General features: G+C 72.6%; 13 protein-coding genes. 9 read left to right on the forward strand and 4 right to left on the reverse strand.

From position 1 onward, the window contains the following. Positions 1–7 precede the first annotated feature (7 nt). The gene (locus tag NMK44_RS42430) at positions 8–199 is read left to right on the forward strand and encodes a zf-HC2 domain-containing protein (protein WP_254741917.1); all 192 of its coding nucleotides are present in this window, start codon (positions 8–10) and stop codon (positions 197–199) included. A gap of 177 nt (positions 200–376) precedes the next feature. On the opposite strand, the gene NMK44_RS12845 is transcribed toward NMK44_RS42430, so the two are convergent. Then, a complete protein-coding gene (locus NMK44_RS12845; RefSeq protein WP_254741919.1) occupies positions 377–1,216 on the reverse strand; it encodes a hypothetical protein in 840 nt (279 codons plus the stop codon). 199 nt (positions 1,217–1,415) lie between these two features. Between NMK44_RS12845 and NMK44_RS42045 the strand changes: the two genes are divergently transcribed. From NMK44_RS42045 to NMK44_RS12860, 4 genes are all read left to right on the forward strand, one after another. Beyond that, positions 1,416–1,544, forward strand: coding sequence for a hypothetical protein (locus NMK44_RS42045; protein ID WP_302888135.1), 129 nt, complete (start codon positions 1,416–1,418; stop codon positions 1,542–1,544). Positions 1,545–1,611: 67 nt separating this feature from the next. Continuing rightward, complete coding sequence (locus tag NMK44_RS12850) at positions 1,612–2,856, forward strand: GAF domain-containing protein (protein ID WP_254742595.1); 1,245 nt, start codon at positions 1,612–1,614, stop codon at positions 2,854–2,856. Between the two features lie 205 nt (positions 2,857–3,061). Next, the gene (gene exaC, locus NMK44_RS12855; RefSeq protein WP_254741924.1) at positions 3,062–4,585 is read left to right on the forward strand and encodes an acetaldehyde dehydrogenase ExaC; all 1,524 of its coding nucleotides are present in this window, start codon (positions 3,062–3,064) and stop codon (positions 4,583–4,585) included. 317 nt (positions 4,586–4,902) lie between these two features. Next, positions 4,903–6,099, forward strand: a complete 1,197-nt coding sequence (locus NMK44_RS12860; protein ID WP_254741927.1) for a serine hydrolase domain-containing protein — start codon at positions 4,903–4,905, stop codon at positions 6,097–6,099. Here NMK44_RS12860 and NMK44_RS12865 read toward each other — a convergent pair. Next, positions 6,078–6,812: a hypothetical protein gene (locus NMK44_RS12865; RefSeq protein ID WP_254741929.1), complete on the reverse strand. Its 735-nt coding sequence runs from the start codon at positions 6,810–6,812 to the stop codon at positions 6,078–6,080. The two genes, NMK44_RS12860 and NMK44_RS12865, sit on opposite strands and share 22 nt — an antisense overlap. A 365-nt stretch (positions 6,813–7,177) precedes the next feature. Between NMK44_RS12865 and NMK44_RS12870 the strand changes: the two genes are divergently transcribed. Beyond that, complete coding sequence (locus NMK44_RS12870; RefSeq protein ID WP_254741931.1) at positions 7,178–9,829, forward strand: helix-turn-helix transcriptional regulator; 2,652 nt, start codon at positions 7,178–7,180, stop codon at positions 9,827–9,829. Between the two features lie 138 nt (positions 9,830–9,967). After that, positions 9,968–10,327 (forward strand): DUF779 domain-containing protein, encoded by a 360-nt coding sequence (locus tag NMK44_RS12875; RefSeq protein WP_254741933.1) that lies wholly within the window; start codon positions 9,968–9,970, stop codon positions 10,325–10,327. 21 nt (positions 10,328–10,348) lie between these two features. On the opposite strand, the gene NMK44_RS12880 is transcribed toward NMK44_RS12875, so the two are convergent. Continuing rightward, positions 10,349–12,586, reverse strand: a complete 2,238-nt coding sequence (locus NMK44_RS12880) for a putative bifunctional diguanylate cyclase/phosphodiesterase (protein WP_254741935.1) — start codon at positions 12,584–12,586, stop codon at positions 10,349–10,351. A gap of 859 nt (positions 12,587–13,445) precedes the next feature. Here NMK44_RS12880 and NMK44_RS12885 point away from each other — a divergent pair. Further along, the gene (locus NMK44_RS12885; RefSeq protein ID WP_254741937.1) at positions 13,446–15,119 is read left to right on the forward strand and encodes a PucR family transcriptional regulator; all 1,674 of its coding nucleotides are present in this window, start codon (positions 13,446–13,448) and stop codon (positions 15,117–15,119) included. Positions 15,120–15,191: 72 nt separating this feature from the next. On the opposite strand, the gene NMK44_RS12890 is transcribed toward NMK44_RS12885, so the two are convergent. Beyond that, complete coding sequence (locus NMK44_RS12890) at positions 15,192–16,595, reverse strand: C39 family peptidase (RefSeq protein WP_254741939.1); 1,404 nt, start codon at positions 16,593–16,595, stop codon at positions 15,192–15,194. A gap of 176 nt (positions 16,596–16,771) precedes the next feature. Here NMK44_RS12890 and NMK44_RS12895 point away from each other — a divergent pair, with 176 nt between their 5' ends. Beyond that, the gene (locus NMK44_RS12895; protein WP_254741942.1) at positions 16,772–17,446 is read left to right on the forward strand and encodes a uridine kinase family protein; all 675 of its coding nucleotides are present in this window, start codon (positions 16,772–16,774) and stop codon (positions 17,444–17,446) included. Positions 17,447–17,726 lie beyond the last annotated feature (280 nt).

The following is a 17,726-nucleotide window of genomic DNA, read 5'->3' on the forward strand; positions in this document are numbered from 1 at the left end:
TGGGGAGGTGAGCTGCACAGCGTTCCGTACCGCCCTTTCCGCCCGTGTCGACGGCGAGGCGCTCCCGCCGGAGGTGCCGGACGGGGCGCTCGACGCCCATCTGCGGCGGTGCCCCGAGTGCCGCCATTGGGGTGAACGGGCCCGCGAACTGCGGGAGTTGGCGGCGCGCCTGGACGAGATGGGCCGCGAAGGGGCCTGAGCTCCCCGGGGCTGCCGGGGCGGGGTGGGTGGCCGGGGCCGGATGCCGTCGTGGCACGGCCGGGCGGCTGCGGGCAGGGGTCATCACCTGCGGTCCTTCCTGGATTCCGGACGACGCCGCTGAGCGGCCGGCCGTCCGGTGACGTGGTTCGGTGCGCGTGCCGTCGCGGATCGCCCGTCAGCGGGCGGGGACGGCGGAGGGCACCGGTGGACCACGGGTGGCGATGACATGGACGAGCAACAGTCGGCGCAGCCGCTGCGCGGTGCCCTCGCGGGCGGCGCGCGGGCGCACCGGACCGGGCGGCGGCGCGCCGCCCGGCAGCAGGGCCAGCAGGGGTGCGAAGAGGCGCACGGCCCGGGTGCGGACCAGCCGGAAGAGCCGGAACGCGGCCTGTTCACCGCCCGAGAGCCACATCCCGCACAGCAGGGCGACCAGGACGTGGGCGGACCACATGCCGAGCGCGCCATGCCCCATGACGGCGTCCGCCACGACACCGTTCCCCATGGCGGAGTGACTCATGGCGTCATGCCCCATGGCGGTGTGGCCCGTGGCAGCGTGGCCCATGGCGTCATGCCCCATGGCGGCGTGGCCCATGGCCGCGTGCGAAGTCATGGAGTGCGTCGGCGCGGCGTGCATCGCCATCGTGTCCACGGCGGCGTGGGCGTGCGCGGATGCGTGCGCCAAGTGTCCGGTGTGATGGACGCGGCCGCTCCCGGCCACCGCCCGCACCGCCCCAGGCGCCCCGGCCACCGCCCCCGCCGTGACCTTCTGCGCGAACGTGAAACCCAGGTGCAGCGCCGACTGCGCCCCGACGGTCGCGGCGGTGATCAGCAGCGGCCCCCGCTCCCGGCCCGCCACGGCCCACGCGGCACCACCGGTGACCAGCACGGCCGCAGTGACGGCCCACCACGGCACGCCCGTACCGGACATCACCGCGTGGCCCAGTGCGGCGAGCAGCACACAGACCGCCGCGAACACCGTTGCCCGCAGCGCCCGTAGTCCGCGCCCCGCTTCCATGACGCCCTCATCGTCGCATTCGAGGCATCCGTACCGACGTCGGGGGCGCACTGGGGCACCGCACCGCCGCATGAACGCGGAGAGGCGCCACGCCGTACCTGAACGCGACTTGTTCTGACTATTGCGGGGCATCCGCCTCACAAGGAAATCTGAACGCCGGCGGCCCCACACCGCCCGTGTATGAACCAAAGGATCGATCATGAGCTCCGAGCAGTGCCCGAACTGCGGTGGCCACCTCGCGGTCAACCAGGACGGGTGGAAGATCTGTCACTCCTGCGGCTACGCCTCGCCGCCCGGCGTCGCACCCGCCCCGGCCCTCCCCACCTGAGCCCTCCGCCCACCCGCCCGTACTGCTGAGTGAGGCCCCCGTGGTCAACGTCAATCCCTGGCTGGCGATGACACCCGGTACGAACCCCGCGGAGCGCACCCGCGCCGTGCGCCGCGCCCATGAGGAGTTCCTGACGGAGGGGGCGGTGGATCCGGCCGTCCGCCCGGTGGTGGCGGATTCCTGGCGGCGTTCGGCCGACGCCCGGGTGGCACAGGAGTGCGTGGCGCCGATCGAGCTGGCGGACGACACGCTGGAGGCGTACCGGGCCGAGCATCCGCTGGCCCGGGTGATGCCGCTGTTCCGGGAACTGCTGGGCACGATCGCCTACGACGGCGCCCATCTGATGGCGGTCTGCGACGAACAGGGCCGCCTGCTGTGGGTCGAGGGACACACCGGCGTACGGGACCGGGCCGAGCGGATGAACTTCGTGGCCGGGGCACGCTGGGACGAGCGCCACGCGGGCACCAACGCGCCCGGCACGGCGCTCAGCGTCGACCACGCGGTGCAGATCTTCGCCACCGAGCACTTCAACCGCACCGTACAGCCGTGGACCTGCGCCGCCGCACCGGTCCACGATCCGCACACCGGACGGCTGCTGGGCGCGGTGGACATCACCGGCGGCGACCATCTGGCCGCCCCGCACAGCCTGGCCCTGGTGCAGGCGACCGCCCGCGCCGCCGAGGCACAGCTCGCCGCCACCGCGCCGCGCCCGCCCGGACCGCGGATCAGTCTGTCGGCGCTGGGCCGTGACGAGGCGCTGCTGGTGACCGATGGCCGCCGGCTGCGGCTGGGACGGCGGCACAGCGAGATCATGGTGCTGCTCGCGGGCCACCCGGAGGGGCTCAGCGGCGACCGGCTGGCGCTGGAGCTGTACGGCCACCGGGCCGACCACCAGTCCCCGGTGACCCTGCGCGCCGAACTGTCCCGGCTGCGACGGCTGGTCGGACCGCTGCTGGGATCGCGCCCCTACCGGCTGTGCGCACCGGTCCGCACCGATGTGGCGGTGGCGGCCGACGCACTGTCCGCGGGCGACCCGAGCACGGCCCTCGGTGCCTATCCGGGGCCGCTGCTACCCCTGTCGGAGGCGCCGGGCATCAGCCGGATGCGACAGGCCCTGGAGGACGGTCTGCGCCGCGCCGTACTGTCCCGCGGCGATCCGGACCTCCTGCGGCGCTGGGCGCAGACGCCGTGGGGCGAGGACGACCTCGAGGTGGCCGAGGCGCTGGTGGCGGCGGTACCGGAGGGGACCCCGGCCCGAGCGGCCCCGGCGGCGCGGGTGCGGCGGCTGCGCGAGGCGTACGGGCTGGCGTGAGACGTCCGGCGTCCGCGCCGCTCCCATGACCTGACCGGTCCACTGGCCGGAATGCTCCGCATGGCGCAACGTCCGCGCAACGTCCCGGTGCCTACCGTCGTTCCGTCTTCGACGAGGAGTGCCGCAGCCACGAGGGACGCCGCCGAGGTGCGGTGGTTCCCGGGCGAGCGGCCGAGAAGAGGAACACCCACGGGAGGGCCGCCCCATGACGCGATACGCAACCCCGGGCTCCGAGGGTTCGGTCGTCAGTTACCAGCCGCGCTATGACCACTGGATCGGCGGCGCGTACGTACCGCCCGCCCAGGGGAAGTACTTCGAGAACCCGAGTCCGGTCAACGGGAAGACATTCACCGAGATCGCCCGGGGCACCGCCGAGGACGTCGAACGGGCCCTGGACGCCGCGCACGCGGCAGCGCCCGCCTGGGCCCGTACGGCGCCCGGGGACCGGTCGTCCGTCCTGCTGAAGATCGCCGACCGGATGGAACAGCACCTCGAGGAGCTGGCGGTCGCCGAGACCTGGGAGAACGGCAAACCGGTGCGGGAGACGCTGGCCGCCGACATCCCGCTGGCCATCGACCACTTCCGCTACTTCGCGGGCGCGATCCGGGCCCAGGAGGGCAGTCTCTCCGAGATCGACGACGACACGGTCGCGTACCACTTCCACGAGCCCCTGGGCGTCGTCGCGCAGATCATCCCGTGGAACTTCCCGATCCTGATGGCCGCCTGGAAGCTGGCCCCGGCGCTGGCGGCGGGCAACGCGGTGGTCCTCAAGCCCGCCGAGCAGACACCCGCCTCGATCCACGTGTGGATGAGCCTGATCGCGGATCTGCTGCCGCCGGGCGTGGTCAACATCGTCAACGGCTTCGGCGTCGAGGCCGGGAAGCCGCTGGCCTCCTCCCCGCGGGTGGCCAAGGTGGCCTTCACCGGTGAGACCACCACCGGCCGCCTGATCATGCAGTACGCGAGCGAGAACCTGAAGCCGGTCACCCTGGAACTGGGCGGCAAGAGCCCGAACATCTTCTTCGACGACGTCTGGGCGGCCGACGACGACTTCCGGGACAAGGCGCTGGAGGGCTTCACCATGTTCGCCCTCAACCAGGGCGAGGTGTGCACCTGTCCGTCGCGGGCGCTGGTGCAGAGCGGCCACTACCAGGAGTTCATGGACGCGGCCGTGGCCCGCACCGAGAAGATCGTGCAGGGACATCCCCTGGACACCGAGACCATGATCGGCGCCCAGGCGTCCAACGACCAGCTCGAGAAGATCCTTTCGTATCTGGACATCGGCAAGCAGGAGGGCGCCCGCATCCTCACCGGCGGCACGCGTGCCGAGCTCGGCGGTGAGCTGGAGGGCGGCTACTACGTCCGGCCCACCATCTTCGAAGGCGCCAACCACATGCGGGTCTTCCAGGAGGAGATCTTCGGCCCGGTGGTGGCGGTCGCCCGGTTCTCCGGTTTCGACGAGGCGATCGAGATCGCCAACGACACCCTCTACGGCCTGGGCGCGGGCGTCTGGACCCGCGACGGCTCCACCGCCTACCGCGCCGGACGCGCCATCCAGGCGGGCCGCGTCTGGACCAACTGCTACCACGCCTACCCGGCCCACGCCGCCTTCGGCGGCTACAAGCAGTCCGGTATCGGCCGCGAGACGCACAAGATGATGCTGGATCACTACCAGCAGACGAAGAACCTGCTGGTGTCCTACTCGCCGAAGAAGCTGGGCTTCTTCTAGAAGCCGACATCGGCTGAGCGGGAAGGCGTCCGACGGGCACACAGCCTCCGTCGGGCGCCTTCGCGCACGTCCCTATGCGGAATCACTTCGCTTGGCACACTATTTCTGGTGCCTGGGACGCCACCGCACGGACACGGACGTGAACGGCGCGGGCACGAAAGGGATTTCCGGCGACGAGCCGCCCGAGAGTCGTCGCCATGGCCGGCGCTATCCTCGACTCGTGGACCGGAAGGGATTTTCCGGCACCGTGAGCAATCGTTACTCGAATTCTCCCTGAGCGTCGTCGACGCATTCCCCACCGCCTTACGGTCGGCCGTATGCATGAGATATTCGGCACCTGGGACGAGCGTTTCGAAGGCGTCCGCGACGTTCTCGCGGAAAACATCGCGAGCGGCGCCGACCTGGGCGCCTCCGTGGCGATCTTCATGGAGGGCGAGCCGGTCCTCGACGTCTGGGGCGGCTGTTTCGACATCGAGCGCCGGCGGCTGTGGGACCGGGACGATGTCACGGCGGTCTGGTCGTCCTCGAAGAATCTGACCGCGATGTGCGTCCTGCTGCTGGCGGACCGGGGCGAGATCGGCCTGGACGAGCCGGTGGCCTGGTACTGGCCGGAGTTCGGTCAGGGCGGCAAGGAGGGGGTGCTGGTCCGGCATGTGCTGGGGCATGCCGCCGGGCTGCCGACCTGGGACGAGGAGATCACCTTCGAGGATCTCTACGGCTGGGAGAAGCCGGTGGAACTGCTGGCCCGGCAGCGGCCGCGATGGAAGCCCGGCACGGCCAGCGGCTATCACGCGTATACGCAGGGCAGCATCATCGGCGAGGTGGTCCGCCGGGTGACCGGGCGGAGCCTGGGGCGGTTCCTCGCCGAGGAACTGGCCGGGCCGCTCGGGGCCCCCTGCTACATCGGTCTGGCGCCCGAGGAGCACCACCGGGTCTCCCCCGTGATTCCGCTGGACGACATGTTCTCCGGCAGGCCCGTGGACCATCCGCTGCGGGAGATCATCGGAAATCCGCCGATGCACCAGGAGACCCACACCATCGCGTGGACGCCCGCATGGCGGCAGGCCGAGCTGCCCGCCATGGGCGGTATCGCCAACGCGCGGGGGCTCGCCGCGGTCCAGTCGCTGCTGGCCAACGGGGGCGAGACGCTCGGGGTCAGGCTGATGTCGGAGGCCGGGTGCCGCAGGGCGTTCGAGGAGCAGACCAACGGGGTCGACCGGACGTTCCTGACCCCCGCCCGATGGGGAATGAGCTGGCTGCTGCCGTCGCCGGAGCTGCCGCTGCCCGCTCCGCGGGGCGCCTTCTTCGGCGGTTCGGGAGGGTCGTTCTGTCTGATCGACCCCGACCGGCGGATGGCCCTGGCCTATGTCCCCAACCGCATGCGGGAGACCCGGAGCGCCATGGACCCCCGCCGGCTGAGCATCGTCCGGGCCACCTACGCGGCGCTGGCCGCCGCCGACGGCGACGGCCGGGGCGACGGCGGCGGCATGCGTCAGCGCTTGGGCAGCTTGTAGCGGAAACGCAGCTCGAAGACGCCCTCCAGACCCCCGGTGGCCGGGTCGAAGCGCTTGAGGTCGGCGATCTCGACACCACTGCCGCGGATGCCCGCGAACGCTCCCGTGCCGCCGAGGATCGTCCCGCGGCCGTCCTTGCGGGGGCCCGCGGTGGTGTTCGCCTTCAGCTTCCCCACCCAGGGCTTCTTACTGGCGAAGGCGGGCTTGAAGACCTTGGTGGCGACCTTCGTGGAGTTCTCGATCTGGTCGAGGACGAGGGATCCGCGGCCCGGGAAGAACAGGGTCCAGACGGTGTGGGTCATCATCTTGCCCGAAGCGAAGTCGGTCTCCGGCAGCACTTCCTCGATCTCGGTGGAGAAGCCGACGACCTTGCCGTTCTTGTCGCGGAGCTTGCCGCCCAGGGCGAATGCCTTCTGCAGTTTGGGCTCGGTGAATTTCGCGATCCCGGACGGGAACCTCGCAAGCGGCAGATTCCCCCGGTGCGTCTCGAACACACCGTCCTTCGGCACCTGGGCGAAGAAGGACTCCTCGATCCATTCGGAGCCGGATTTCCCGCCCGCCCGTGAGGAGCCGGAGTCGTCGTCATCGGAATCGTAGGCATACACCCCGATTCCGATGGCGAGTGCCGCCACCACGACACTCGCGGTCCCGATCATCATCCGGCGGCGCGCGGTGTCCTTCTTCGGCATTTCGGGGGCCTCGGGCGCGGTCATGGAAATCTCCTCCCGGTCGTTTCCGCGGTGCGGATTCAGCAAGCGGATCCAGCAATACGAAAAAATCGTCGCTCCGCCGCCGCGCCGTTTCCGGAGTATTCGCTACTCCCCGATGGAGTGGCCCGGAACGGGGAGAGCCGGATCGCCCATGTGAGTACGGCTTGCTCATGACCGGCCCGCGCCGCCGCGGGACCATCTGCGTGGAAGGACCGGCTCGGCCCACGGAGCCGAGTCGGTCCTCGGCGACGAACCAGTGATGTCACGGATTCGGGCGGCCCGCCCGCGGGCTCAAGATGGCGGTGCCGCATGCCGACGGCTGCGTACGGCGGACCCGCTGCCCGTTCCGAACGCTGAAGGACATCTCGATGGCTACCGCAGTGCCCGCGGCACCGTCCCCGCCGCCCCCGTACTCCGGAGGGCCGCCGCCCTCGTCCCCGGACGAGGCGCAGGCACTCCACACGGTCGGTCTGACCAGTGAGCCGCCCCTCGTGGGCCGGGAACGCGAGCTGACCGCGGGTCTGACGGTGCTGAGCCGCCGCCACGGCCCCGGCGGCGTCCTGCTGACCGGCCCCGCCGGGATCGGCAAGACCCGGCTCGGCGGGGAACTCGCCGCGGCGATCATGACCCCGCACCCCGGCTCCGCCTCCGCCGCCGGTGTCGTCACCGGTGTGGACGAACTCGCGCCCGGCGGCGTACTGCCCACCGTCCAGCGGCTGCTGTGCGCCACCGCCCGGCGGCCACGGCTGCTGTGGATCGACGACGCGCATCTGCTGCCGCCGCAGGCGATCGAACCGCTGCTGCTCCTGCTCCGGCGGCGCGGCGACAAGATGCTCCTGACGGTGAACCCGGACGAGGCGCCGCCGCATCTGCACGCACTGTGGAAGGACCAGCACCTCGCCCGGGTGGATCTGCCACCGCTGGACGTCCCGGCCTCCCGGCGGCTGGCCGGTGCCCTGCTGGAGGACCGGCTGGCCCAGACCGGGGTGGCCCGGCTGGCGCGGATGTCGGCGGGCAACCCCCTGCTGCTGCGCGAGCTGGTGCGCGCCGCGCTCGCCCAGGGGGTGCTGCGGCAGGACGAGGGCTGGTGGCACCTGGACGACGCCCTGCCGACCTCCGACGCGCTGCGCGATCTGGCCGACCGCAGGCTCCGCCCGCTCGGTACGGAGTCCCGGCGCGCCCTGGAGCTGATCGCGCTGGCCGAACCCGCCCGGCTGGATGTGCTGGAGACACTCGTCGGGCTGCCCACCCTGCTGGACCTGGAGGACCAGGGGCTGATCCAGGCCCCCGATCCGCGCCGCCGGGCCGCCGAGGCCGACGCGGCATCGGTCCGGATCGCCCATCCGTACCTGGGCCAGGTGCTGCGCCAGGGGGTGGCGCCGCTGCGCCGCAAGCACTATCTGCGGACCTGGACCGGGGCGCTGCCCGGGCCCGGGGCCCGGCCCCCGGCCGAGCGGATCCTGCTGGCCCAGTGGCATCTGGACGCCGGGGACGTCCCCGCCCAGGAGACGCTGCTGGAGGCGGCACAGGACGCCCTGAGGGCCCATGAGCTGCCGACGGCGGCCCGGCTCGCCACCGCGGCCTGGGACCACTTCGGCACGGCGGAGGCGGCCGAGATGCGGGCACGGACGCTGCTGGCCCGCGCGGAGTTCGGGGAGCTGCACACGTTCGTCGCGGCGGTGCGCGCCGAGCACCGCGAGTACGGCACGGTGCTGGATCCGGTGCGGGCGCGCGCCTTCGTCTTCCAGGGCCGTCCGCACGAGGCCGAGGAGATGGCGACGGGGCTGCCCGAGGCCGACGCGGCGCTCATCAACGGGATGGTGTGCTTCTTCCGCGGCCACTTCGGCGCGGCGCTGGAGCACTGCTCACCGCTGCTGCGCGCCCCGCTGCCCACCCACCGGCTGGAGTCCGGGCTCTTCGCCATGGCGACCCTGTGCTACCAGGGGCGGCCGACGGAGGCCCTGGAGCACTACCGGCGGCTGCGGGACGACACCGAGCTGCACACCTCGATCGCCTGGCCGCTGATCCAGGACTCGCTGGAGGAACTGCACGCGGTGGCGCTGCTGTTCAGCGGGCGGCTGGAGGAGGCGGAGATACTGCTGACCCGCGAGTACCACGCGGCCACCCGGGAGTACGCGACGCGGGTGGACGCCCAGCGCGGGCTCTCCCTGGGCGCGGTGCTGTACGAGCGCGGCCGCCCGCGCCAGGCCCTGGCGTTCCTCACCTTCACCCCCGCCTACCAGGTCGGCTGGCAGCCGTGGGAGGCCATGTCCCGTGTCTACTCGGCGCTGGCCATGAGCTGTCTGCCGCCCGGGGCCGCCGGTCCGGCGGACGGCCCGGCCGGCACCGAGGACGCCCTCGACGGGCTGTTCGGCGGCCACTGCCGCGGCGCGCTGCGGCTCGCCCACGCGCGCCGGGCTCATCACGCGGGGGACGTCAAGGGCGCCACCCGGTTCCTGCACGAGGCCGTCGAGGACGCGCTGTCCCACCACGGCTACGCGGATGTGGTGGCGGTGCTGCACGAGTGCGCGCGGCTGGGTCTTGAGCAGCATCCGGCGGTCCACCACGACCACCCGGTCCAGGGGCCGTTGCTGCGCGCCCGGCTGCTCTACGCCCGCGCGGTGGCGGACGGGGACGCCAAGCTGCTGGGGCAGGCGGCCCGGACGATGGCCGAGTCCGGTGCCCATCTGTACGCGGCCGAGGGCTACGCCGAACTCGCGCGGCTGCACCACCGGGCGGGCCGCGACCGGGCCGCGACCGCGGCGACGGCCCAGGCGCGGACCCTGCTCAAACGCTGTGACGACGTGGTCACTCCGCCCCTGGACTTCCTCGGGGAGAGCGCGCCGCTGTCGGCGCGCGAGCGCACGGTGGCACGGCTGGCCGCGCAGGGGCTGACGGACAAGGAGATCGCGGGCCAACTCGTGATCTCGCCGCGGACGGTGAGCAACACCCTGTACCGGATCTACCAGAAGATCGGTGCCACCGACCGCCGGCATCTGCGGCGGCTGCTGTCCGCGTGACCCGGTGGCCGGAGGCGGCGCCCGGTGACCGGAGGCGGCGCGGATCCGCGACGCGCGCCCGTGCAACCCTCTCGCAACCTGGGCGCGGGTTGGCTGGGTCGGTACCGTTGGGAACCCGGCCAGGAGAGGAGCCGCAGGATGTCCGAGGTGTCGCGGATCGCGCTGACCCCGGCCGCCGCCGATCTCATCCGCCGGCTGAGCGCGGCTCACGGGCCGCTGATGTTCCATCAGTCGGGCGGCTGCTGCGACGGCAGCGCGCCGATGTGCTACCCGCTGGGCGAGTTCCGTACCGGCGCGTCCGATGTGCTGCTCGGGGAGCTGGTGGTGGAGGACGTCGAGCGGCCGGTGGGCTTCTGGATGTCGGCGTCCCAGTTCGAGCGGTGGCGGCACACCCATCTGACGGTGGACGTGGTGCCGGGGCGGGGCAGCGGATTCTCGCTGGAGGCGCCGGAGGGCGTCCGGTTCCTCATCCGTTCCCGGCTGCTGGACGCCGGGTAGCGCACCGGCCGGGCCGTCGCCCTAGCTGGCGTCGGCCAGTGCCAGGGTGTGCAGCCGCTCCGGCGGGCCGGGGCGGGCGTAGTACCAGCCCTGCGCGGTGTCGCAGCCCAGCATCCGCAGATGCTCGGCCTGTACCGCGGTCTCCACGCCTTCCACGGTCACCGCGAGGTCGAGGGTGTGGGCGAGTGAGACGATCCCCTCGACGATCTTGACGTCCACCGGATCGGCCGGGGCGCGCTGCATCCCGCGGGTGAAGGAACGGTCCAGTTTGAGCTGGCTGACCGGCAGGCGGCGCAGGTACGAGAGGTTGGAGTAGCCGGTGCCGAAGTCGTCCAGGGCGATGTCCACGCCCAGGTCGGCGAGTTGGCGCAGCGGCCGCAAGGCGTCCTCGTCGGCTCCGATGAGGTCGTTCTCGGTGACCTCCAGGCACAGCGTGCTGGGGCACAGTCCGGCGTTCTCCAGCACCGCCACGGTGTCGGAGACCAGGGTGGGGTGGTTGAGCTGGCAGGGCGAGAGGTTGACGTTGACGCGCAGCGGATCGCGGTCGTCCTCGGCGCTGTCCCGCCACTTCCGGGCCTGCCGGGCGGCCTGCTCCAGCACCCAGCGGCCGAGCGGGACGATCAGACCGGTGTCCTCGGCCAGCGGGATGAACTGGTCGGGGCCGAGCACTCCGTGCACCGGGTGCAGCCAGCGGACGAGCGCCTCGGCGCCGCGCACGGTGCCGTCGGCGAGCCGCACCAGGGGCTGGTACTCGATGAAGAACTCGCCCTTCTCCAGGGCCGAGGGCAGTCCGTTGGTGAGGCTGTGACGGGCGATCACCCGGGCGTTGGAGTCGGCGTCGGCGAGTTCGAAGCGGTTGCCGCCCGCGGCCTTGGCCCGGTACATGGTGATGTCGGCGCTGCGCAGCACCTCGGCGCGGCCGATCTCCCCGGCCCGTCCGTCGACGACGCCGATGCTGACGCGCACCTGGAGTTCACGGCCCTCGACGCGGACGGGTTCGGCCAGCGCGGCGAGCATCCGGCGGGCCAGCGCGGTGCCGTCGGTCTGTGCGGAGGGGCCGGTGACCAGGGCCATGAACTCGTCCCCGCCGACGCGGGCGATGAGTTCGTCGGGCGAGGTGAGACAGGCGTGCAGCCGTTCGGCGACGGCCATGAGCATCCGGTCCCCGGCGGAGTGGCCGAGGCTGTCGTTGACGGCCTTGAAGCCGTCGAGGTCGAGGTAGCAGACGCCGAACCGCTCGGCGTCGGCGTCGGCGGCGAGCACCTGGTCGAGCCGTTCGAGGAACAGGGCGCGGTTGGGCAGTCCGGTCAGCTCGTCGTGGGTGGCCTCGTAGCGCAGCCGCTCCTGGAGTTCACGGTGTTCGGTGATGTCCTCGGCGAGGGTGAGCTGGTACTGCGGGGCGCCGGTGGAGTCACGGAGCAGGGTGACCGTCAGATTGGTCCACAGCACGCTGCCGTCGTCGCGGTAGTGCGGCTTCTCGATGCGGAAGTGGTCGCGTTCGCCGTTCACGAGCTGGCGGTAGAGCTCATGGGCGCCCGGCGCGTCGTCGGGGTGGACGAACTCGTTGACGTTCCGGCCGGGGCGGAAGAAGTCGCGTCCGCCGAACATGACAGCCATGGGGTCGTTGACGACGAGGATCTCACCGTCGAGCGCGGCGATGCCGACGCCGATGACGGCACCCTCGAACACCGCCCGGAACTTGGCCTCGCTGGCGTGCAGCGCCTTCTCGGCCTCGGTGCGGGCGGCCAGCGCGGCCCGGGAGATGGCCTGCTGGGCGGCGCGCTCACGGGCCCGCAGCTCGCGGACGAACCCGGTGGCGAGCGCATGCTGCAGCCGGGCGCAGCGGGCGCGCGCGCCGGAGTCGTCCGGCGGCTCCGTGCCCTCCGGCGGGCAGTGGTCGACCAGATGGGCGTCGACGGCGCCCAGTACGGCGGGCAGCGCCTCGGGCTCGGTGCAGTGGGCGTCCACCAGGGCGGCACCGACCTCGTAGGCCACCGCGGTGTCGAAGGGACGGGCGTGCAGCGCGGTGGCCAACTGGCGGGCCAGCGGCACCAGACGGTCCTGGAACTCCGCGAGGGTCAGGGGCGTGGCCACGACCGGGTGGACGGCGCGGCTCCACAGCGCCGCGAACCGTTCCGGTCCGGTGTCCCGCGGACCGGTGGCGTCGCGGGCGGTGTCTTCGGTACGGTCCCCGGCCGTGGGGCCGGCGGCATCGTGGGAGCCGCCGTCACGTCTCGGTCCGCCCGGTTCCGACGTCATATCGCATGCTCCGCGGAATGGCCTTCCCGGCCCGTTCCGACCTCGTCCGCGGCGCTCGTTCCCTCCGGCCGCCAGTCCACGTCCTGCACTTCCTTCGCCCTCTTCCGGCTTCCGGGGCCGCCCTCGGGCCGTCCGCGTCCTCGGGGAAGTGGAGCACGACGAAGAGCGGCAGGGCAACCCGCTGCTGAGGCGAGATTACTGATCAACCGCTCGGCGGGGAAAGGAAAAAACGGAAATCGGAAGTCCGCATCGAGCCGGGGAGAAGGGAGAAGCCGGGAGAAGACGGGCACCTGTCAGAGGCATCTGCCACCGTCCGGATCGCGCCATCGCGCACCCCTCGAAAACCTGCCCCGCCGCAGGACGACGCGGTGATCCGGCGGTTCCGCGGGGCGTCGGCCACGGGCCTCGCGGGGCGTATGCCGAGGCCGTCAGGTGCCGCGGTGCCCGTACGGACCGGCGGGGCCGAAATGGCGGGGTTCCGACTTCCGGAACGGAGACGGTGATGCTGAGCACATCGCCGTCAATCCGCCCCGGCCCGGGGGGAGGTGCGCCCATCGTCCCCCATCTCGCCCGGGGTGGAGGGATGTTGGGCGGCTCACACCGTCGCGCCGTGCCGCACGGACGGTCGCGATCGTGTCGCGGGACGGCGTGCCGCGCGGACGGTCGCGCCGGGGCGGTCCCGCGCCACCCCCGCCCGGCCGCCGCCACCGGTGGAACCACTGACGGGCGCCCCCGCCCCATCGGCGGCCGGGCTCCCCTGCGCCCACAGGTCGAGAGCGGCAGCGGGACTCACCCCGGGAGCACAGAAGAAATGTCGCTTTATGGGGTTATTCATCTGAAAGTGGGTACTCCAGGGCGTATGACATCAGGCGTCATCCACGATCTGCTGTCGCGCTGTCTGGCCATGTTCGACAGCCGGGACGAGGCCGAGATTCTGCGCCGGGCGATGGCGCAGGTCAGCGTGGTCGGACCGGGCCGCGCCGAGGCGGGCTATCTGCTGCTCGGCGATGCGCTGGTGCGCTGTCCGCACGACGGCCTGCGGGCCACCGCCGCCCTTGACGCGCAGGTCCGCGAGCTGGCGGGACGGGACGGACCGGTGCGGTTCCCCCGGCGCGCCTGGGGCTGGGCGTTCGCACTGCGCGAGCCGGGCGGGCTGCGCGGCGCCCTGGTGGTCAGCTCCCGCGACCGGCCCGGGGACGATGAGCGGTTCCTGCTGGGGGTGCTGGTGCGGCAGACGGCCGCGGCGCTGTCCATCGCCGCCGCCCACCGCCGGGAGCGGGCCCATGCGGCCGAGGCGCGCCGGGCCCGGGATGAACGGGAGGCCATCCGACGGCGGCTCCAGTCCTCCCTGTCCGACCTGGGGCATCTGCGCGCGGTCCATGACGCACTGGCCCGCGCGGCCGCCCGGGGCGACGGCGAGGACGGCATCGTCCGGGCGCTGCACCGGGCCACCGGACTGCCCGCGGCGATCGAGGACCGGTTCGGCAACCTCCGGGCCTGGGCGGGTCCGGGCCGTCCGGAGCCGTATCCCAAGCCGGACCCGGCCCACCGCGAGGAGCTGCTGCGGGACGCCGCCCGGCGGCCGCGGCCGGTGCGGTCCAGGGACCGGCTGGTGGCGGTGGCCGCGCCGCGCGGTGAGGTGCTGGGTGCGCTGTCGCTGGTGGACCCCGGGGGCCGGGCCGATGAACGGGCCCTGCGGGCGCTGGACCACGCGGCGACCTCGCTCGCCCTGGAACTGGCCCATGTGCGCGAACTGGCCGAGGTGGAGCTGCGGTTGCGGCATGAACTGGTCGACGATCTGCTCGTGGGAGCCGATGTCCCCGGCGCCCACGCCCGTGCCGAGGCGGTGGGCCACGATCTGCACGGTCCGCACCATGTGATCGCGGTGCGCTGGCCCGGCCGTACGGTCGACGACGCGTTCCTGGGGGCAGTGGTCCGCACGGCCGCGGGGCTGGGCCTGCCGGTGCTGCCCACCCGGCGTGACGGTACGGCGGTGCTGGTGGCCCGGGGCGCGCCGGGCGAGCGGTCGCTGTACCGGGCGCTGAGCCGGGAGGTGGGCAGCGAAGCCGGGGCGATCGGGGTGGGCGGCCGCTGTGAGCCGCCGCACGAGGTGCCGCGCTCCTACCAGGAGGCGCTGCGGGCGCTGGAGGTGCGCAGCCGTTCGCACCCCGCGCACGGGATGACGTTCTTCGACGATCTGGGGCTGTACCGGATCCTGCCGCCCGGCGGTGACCACCGGGAGGTGGACCGGTTCGTCCGGGAGTGGCTGGGCCCGCTGCTGGACTACGACGCCCGGCACCACAGCGCCCTGGTGGAGACGCTGTCCCAGTACTTCGACTGCGGCGGCCACTACAGCGAGGCCGCGGCGGCCCTGGTCATCCACCGCTCCACACTGCGCTACCGGCTGCGCCGCATCCGCGAGATCACGGGGATGGATCTCGCGGACGTGGAGAGCAGACTCAACCTCCAGGTGGCCACCCGGATGTGGAAGATCACCCGGACCGGCCCGGAGGAACCACCGCCGGCGCGCTGACCGACGGGGTCACCTCCCCGCCCCCGGCATCCGGCCGCGGGCGGCCGTAGGGGGGCGGCCGACCTGCGGAGGTCACCGGATGCCGAGCTCCTCCAGCACACGGCGCTGGGCGGCGGTGGGTTTGGCCGGGAAGTAGAGGTAGCAGACCCCGCCGGTGCCGGAGACCACCTTGCCGTCGGCGTTGTACCGCTTGGTGCGCAGCCAGATGTTCTCCCACTGGCGCCGCTTGTAGATGTGGCGGACGGCCTCGTTGCTGGACGAGGCAGGGTCGTTGGCGATGACGTCGCCCTCGGCGGTGAAGCCGACGACGGTCATCAGGTGGCCCGCCGTGCCGTAGCCCGCCCCGTCCAGCTCGGTCTTCAGGAAGGACTGCGAGGTGATCAGCGGAATGCCCGCGCCGATCAGCTTCTCGGCGTCGGTGAGCGAGCCCAGCCGGGTGACCACGCCCTGGAGGTCGCGGTAGGTGGCGGCGTACGCGGCGTTGAACGGCCAGTTGCCACAGCCCTCGTACTGGTAGTCGAAGGTGGCGCGGGCGGCGTGGCAGACCTGGGGGTCGGCGTAGTCGGGGTTGACCCAGGCCAGGTCCTCGGCGGTGGGGGTGCGGCCCCAGTACTCGACGATCATCTGCGAGGAAGTGGGGCTGCACCATGCCTCGCCGCCGTTGTCGTACTCGGGATACTGACCCTTGTGGATCTCCTGCGAGTAGCGCGGGACGGTCAGTTCCCGCCCGCCGTCCAGACCCGGGGCGGAGGCGGGCACCTCGAAGCGGTCGGGCACATCCGAACCCATCGCGCCCACCCGCCACACCGTGGGGGTGAGCTTGGTGCCGGGCTTGCGGTGGAGGGTGAGCCGGATCCGGTAGGAGACCAGCCGCAGCCCGCTCGCCGGGGCGTCGACGGAGAGGGTGTCGGTCCACACCGAGCTCTTGTCGTCGCTCTGGTCGTCCACCGAGGTGCGCCGGATGGAGTCGGCGCCGTCGCCGGAGGCCCAGCGGCCCATGACGTACCAGGGCGTACTGGTGGCGTCGGAGTAGGTGCCCTTCAGCTCGATCTGGATCCAGGTGCCGGCCGGGGTGCGGGCGTTCCAGGAGACGATCGCCTCGGTGGCGGGGACCGAGAGCTTGCGCACCGGGGAGGTCCAGGTCGCGTACTCCCACCGGGCCTTGGTGCCGGTGTGCGGGTCGGTGTAGTCCGTGCTGCCCGCGGGGGTGGAGATCACGATGCCGGGGCGGGAGCCGGACTGGACGCGGACGCCCTTGGCGGTCCCGGCCTTCCAGTCGGCGTCGCTGCTCCAGCCGTGGTACTCCGCGACCGCGGGGGCCCTGCGGCGCTTGGGCCCGCCGGCCGCGACCGGCTCCCCGGCCGGGCGGGCCGTCCCGGCGGCCGAGGCGGCGGAGGTGGAGACGGCGACCGCGCCGGCGACGCCGAGCGCGGCGGTGAGCACGGAACGGCGGGGCGTGGATCCGGATCTGCTCATACGGGGTTCCCCCAGTCGTCGTCCAGTCGTCCATCGGGGCGGCGGATACGTGACCGTCGCCCAACTATGGCCGCTGCGGATGGTCTCGGACCAGTGATTCCCCTCCCGCGGGCTCATCAATATTGGTGTGGACCAGTGGAGTGAACGGAAGGGCGGGCGCCGTAGGCTGGGCGGCGATGGACTCACCCGAACCGACCGGCGCACCCGGCACGGACGACCCCACCGGCACCACCGGCACCACCGCCGGGCTCGACGCACTGGCCCGGCGGCTGCGCGCCCTGCCGCCCTCCTGCGGTCCGGTGCGGCTCATCGCCGTGGACGGCCACGCCGGATCGGGGAAGACCACCTTCACCGGGCGGCTCGCGGCGGCGCTCGGCGGCGCCCCGGTGCTGCACACCGATGACCTCGCCACTCATGACGAGCTGTTCGGCTGGGCGGGGCGGCTGCGCCACCAGATCCTCGATCCGCTCGCCCGGGGCGCCACCGCCCGGTACGCCCCGTACGACTGGGTGGCGCGCCGCTTCGCGGCCGGGGAGCGGGAGCTGGACCCCGCGCCGGTCGTGCTGCTGGAGGGGGTGGGCTGTGGCCGCCGTGCCGTACGCCCTTCCCTGGCGCGGCTGTTGTGGATGGATCTGCCCGGCCACCTCGCCTGGCGGCGCGGCGAGCGCCGGGACGGACCGGAACAGTCCGCATTCTGGGACGGCTGGCGACACGCCGAGCGGCTGCACTTCACCGCCGACCCCTCGCGCCCCTTTGCCGACACCCTGGTGACAGAGGGAAGAGAGGGGTATGTGTTGCTCCCGGGACCGGCGGAGGTCGACCGAAACGAGCCCCCTCCTCACTCAGCGTGATCCGGCGTGGCCGACCGGCCCGCACCCGGTGCCCGAGGTGCGACGCGTGCCCCAACTCGGCTTGACCTGGGGGCCATACAGGTCTTACGTTCTCAATGTGCGACTCGTACGAGTCGCCCCACAACGCGAAGCCCCCGGTTGTTCCCCCGTGATCGGGGGCTTCGTCCTGTCTGGGGTCGGTTTTCCGATGCCGTGAGCAGCGCGTATCTCACCCTCGGTGACCATGGACATCCGGCCGGACATGGCCGTTCGCGCCCCCTATACGCCCCCGGCGCACACC

The organism is Streptomyces cucumeris, from assembly GCF_024295805.1.
GTDB lineage: Bacteria > Actinomycetota > Actinomycetes > Streptomycetales > Streptomycetaceae > Streptomyces > Streptomyces cucumeris.

Bases quoted from the DNA above. Each gene is read 5' to 3' on its own strand.
- NMK44_RS12880 (WP_254741935.1), bottom strand. From the start codon at position 12,586: ATGACGTCGGAACCGGGCGGACCGAGACGTGACGGCGGCTCCCACGAT.
- NMK44_RS42045 (WP_302888135.1), top strand. From the start codon at position 1,416: ATGAGCTCCGAGCAGTGCCCGAACTGCGGTGGCCACCTCGCGGTCAAC.
- NMK44_RS12890 (WP_254741939.1), bottom strand. From the start codon at position 16,595: ATGAGCAGATCCGGATCCACGCCCCGCCGTTCCGTGCTCACCGCCGCG.
- exaC (WP_254741924.1), top strand. From the start codon at position 3,062: ATGACGCGATACGCAACCCCGGGCTCCGAGGGTTCGGTCGTCAGTTAC.
- NMK44_RS12865 (WP_254741929.1), bottom strand. From the start codon at position 6,812: ATGACCGCGCCCGAGGCCCCCGAAATGCCGAAGAAGGACACCGCGCGC.
- NMK44_RS12885 (WP_254741937.1), top strand. From the start codon at position 13,446: ATGACATCAGGCGTCATCCACGATCTGCTGTCGCGCTGTCTGGCCATG.
- NMK44_RS12850 (WP_254742595.1), top strand. From the start codon at position 1,612: ATGACACCCGGTACGAACCCCGCGGAGCGCACCCGCGCCGTGCGCCGC.
- NMK44_RS12895 (WP_254741942.1), top strand. From the start codon at position 16,772: ATGGACTCACCCGAACCGACCGGCGCACCCGGCACGGACGACCCCACC.
- NMK44_RS12875 (WP_254741933.1), top strand. From the start codon at position 9,968: ATGTCCGAGGTGTCGCGGATCGCGCTGACCCCGGCCGCCGCCGATCTC.
- NMK44_RS12870 (WP_254741931.1), top strand. From the start codon at position 7,178: ATGGCTACCGCAGTGCCCGCGGCACCGTCCCCGCCGCCCCCGTACTCC.
- NMK44_RS12845 (WP_254741919.1), bottom strand. From the start codon at position 1,216: ATGGAAGCGGGGCGCGGACTACGGGCGCTGCGGGCAACGGTGTTCGCG.
- NMK44_RS12860 (WP_254741927.1), top strand. From the start codon at position 4,903: ATGCATGAGATATTCGGCACCTGGGACGAGCGTTTCGAAGGCGTCCGC.